Raw genomic sequence first — 2816 nt, 5'->3', positions numbered from 1 at the left:
CCAATGCGCCATGGCACGCGCCAGCTCTATGGTAAGCGCGCGCGCCATGGCGCCGGCCATCGTCACCTGGCCTGATTTTACGCCGCCGCGTGGCCGGGTTTTGCACCGCCGTTGACATCAGTGCAAGCGCACCAAACTGCAGTGATGCGGGGCAGGTGATCGAAGATGACACCCCACCGGGTCGCGTTGTAAAGCTGCGGGATCAGGGTGCAGTCAGCCATGGTCGGTGCGTCGCCATAGCAGAAGCGGCCCTCAGGGTCCGCCTGCACCATCATCGCCTCGATCGCCTTTAGTCCGTTCGCGATGTTGTCCCGGTTCCAATTCGCCCGTGCCTCGGCCCCCGCGAGGGCATCCACGCGTGCAAGTACCGCCAAGTTCGAGACAGGGTGAATGTCGCATGCGACGGCCAGGGACAGAGCGCGCACATGTGCCCGTGCTGAGGGACCCGACGGCAACAGCGCATGTCCTGCGCGGGTTTCCTCCAGATACTCCATGATGGCCAGTGATTGCGTCAGCACCATCCCGTCGATCTGTAGCGCCGGCACAAGCCCCTGAGGGTTGACCGCCAGATGCTCGGCCTGTCTGTGGGCTCCGGCCACCAGGTCCACGGACACCCGATCAAATGGAATGCCCTTGAGATTCAGCGCAATCCGGACCCGGTAAGACGCCGAAGAGCGCCAGTAATCATAGAGGACAGGCTTTCCGGCTTCCTCCGCAACCATGGCTGTCACTCCTGCGCCGGAAGGATCTTGCCGGTGCAGGGGCCGAAGCCGATGCGATAGCCGTCCTTCTCAGCATAGCCAAATAGACCGATTTCGTCACCGTCTTCGATGAACGTTCTCTCTCCTCCCTGGATCTGGACCGGCTTCTTGCCACCTTGGGTCATCTCGAGCAGCGCACCCGTCTGATCCAACTCCGGACCCGAAATGGTGCCGGTGCCCAGCAGATCACCCACCCGCATCGGGCAGCCGGAGACGGCATGATGCGCCAGCTGCTGAGCCGAGGAATAATACATTACGTTGTAGTTCGTCTGCGCCATCGTCTGGCCGTTCATGGTCCAACCCAACGTCAGGTCGTAAAAGCCGGGCCGCTCTTCCTGAAGATAGGGCAGCAGCGGGTTGAGGCGCTCGGCGCCTGCGCTGCGGAATGGCTCCAGCGCCGCTTGCGTCACGACCCACGGGCTGATCGTCGTCCCGAGGGCCTTTGCCTGGAACGGACCTAGCGGCTGATACTCCCATGCCTGAATGTCGCGCGCCGACCAGTCGTTCAAGAGCACATAGCCAAAGATCATGTCCTCGGCCTCTTCGACACTGATACGTTGCCCCATCTGGCTGCTGGCACCGACAATCGCGCCCAGTTCTAGTTCAAGGTCCAAACGGCGGCTTGCGCTCCAGACCGGACCATTTTCTCCCTTGATTTGCCCCATAGGGCGACGGATCGCAGTACCTGACACGACCACAGATGAGGCCCGGCCGTTATAGCCGATCGGCATGTGCGTCCACTGCGGCGGCAGGGCATTATCCGGACCGCGGAACAGAACGCCGACGTTGAAGGCGTGATTCTTCGAGGCGTAGAAGTCGGTGAACTCGGTCACCCGGATCGGCAGGTGCAGCGTAGCGTCGGCCATGGGCACCAGCGGAAGTGAGCGGTCGCCATCTTCGGCAAGAAGAGCCGTGAGCTTGGCTCGTACATCGTTCCAGATGCCGCGCCCTTGGTCGATGAAGTCGTTCAGATCGGGTCGTCCGAAAGCACCCTTGACGTCCAGCAGCCCCCGTGCCTCGCACTCCGCCAGATCAAGGACCATGTTGCCAATCGCGACGCCGCAGCGCGGTGCCTGCCCCTCCACCGAGAACACGCCGTAGGGCAGGTTCTGGATTGGGAAATCGCAGCCAGCATCGTTCGCGGCAGCTACCCAGCTGCGCAAAGGTCGATCGGTCATTGGTGCCTCTTTAGCAGGTTCTATAAACCAGTCAGGGAATCTTAAAGTGTTGCAAGTGAAACAAATAGCACGTTTCGTTTCAGATGTAATAACCGCTTGCACGTGTCCTCACCGATTGCGAGAGTAGCTGGAGCGAGATCATCAGCAGCAAGACCTCGATAATGGGCAGGTAAACACAGTCCGGCAGGCGTGAGGCCAGCCAGTACCCTCCCAATGTTCCGACCAAGCCCCCGAGGCAAAATTGGACAATCTGGGCGAGCGGCTGGAGCTATGCGGGGAAATGGGTAACGGGGTTGGAGAGGGGCGTAGCATGGCCGGTGTCAAAGCCCGCCAGAACTTCTAAAAGAGACGATGCGCCATGGAGTAGACTACGAACATCATTTCCCCTTCGTCAGCCGGAATCTGTAGATGACCCGCTGACCAAAATTGCTCGTGACGGGGCACACAGGATGCTGGCGGCCGCGCTCAGTGCCGAGGCCCACGCCTTCGTCGCATGGCACGCCGAGAATATCCTGCCGAATGGGCGGTGGTCGCGCAGCCTCGCTGTCGTCCCGCCGGTCCTCTACCCGCATGGTTTCTCGAGGAGAGATTTTCATGAGGTGTTGGCCGCGATCTCTCGGCCCGGGGTCATGTCTCCATCTGGATATGGAGTGCGCCCCTCGGGCTGGACCAGTCAGGGGGCTCGCTTTGACCGGGGCGCGGCGTTTCTTTCTTCGAACTGGTTGGGGCTCAAGTAACCGAGCGCAGAATGCAGCTTGGTGGAGTTGTAGACGTTGTCGATGAAGTTTGGCAAATCCGCTGCGACGTCTTCGAAGGTCTCGTATTCGGTCACATAGACCGCCTCGACCTTCAGCGTCTTCATGAAGCTTTCGGCTTG

Annotated in this window: 3 protein-coding genes; all 3 read right to left on the bottom strand. The window is 60.7% G+C overall.

Going from position 1 to position 2816, the window contains the following annotated elements:
• Positions 1–77 precede the first annotated feature (77 nt).
• Complete coding sequence (maiA, locus tag OC184_RS19805) at positions 78–722, bottom strand: maleylacetoacetate isomerase (RefSeq protein WP_265508908.1); 645 nt, start codon at positions 720–722, stop codon at positions 78–80.
• 5 nt (positions 723–727) lie between these two features.
• Positions 728–1939, bottom strand: a complete 1212-nt coding sequence (gene fahA / locus OC184_RS19800) for a fumarylacetoacetase (RefSeq protein WP_265508906.1) — start codon at positions 1937–1939, stop codon at positions 728–730.
• Positions 1940–2612: 673 nt separating this feature from the next.
• Positions 2613–2816, bottom strand: a 204-nt coding sequence (locus tag OC184_RS19795) for an IS3 family transposase (RefSeq protein WP_265508904.1), incomplete at its 5' end; no start/stop codon positions are given.

This window comes from Paracoccus rhizosphaerae, assembly GCF_026162645.1.
Taxonomy (GTDB): domain Bacteria; phylum Pseudomonadota; class Alphaproteobacteria; order Rhodobacterales; family Rhodobacteraceae; genus Paracoccus; species Paracoccus rhizosphaerae.
The sequence above is the reverse complement of the archived record's forward strand: the minus strand, read 5'-3'. Positions and strand labels throughout refer to the sequence as shown.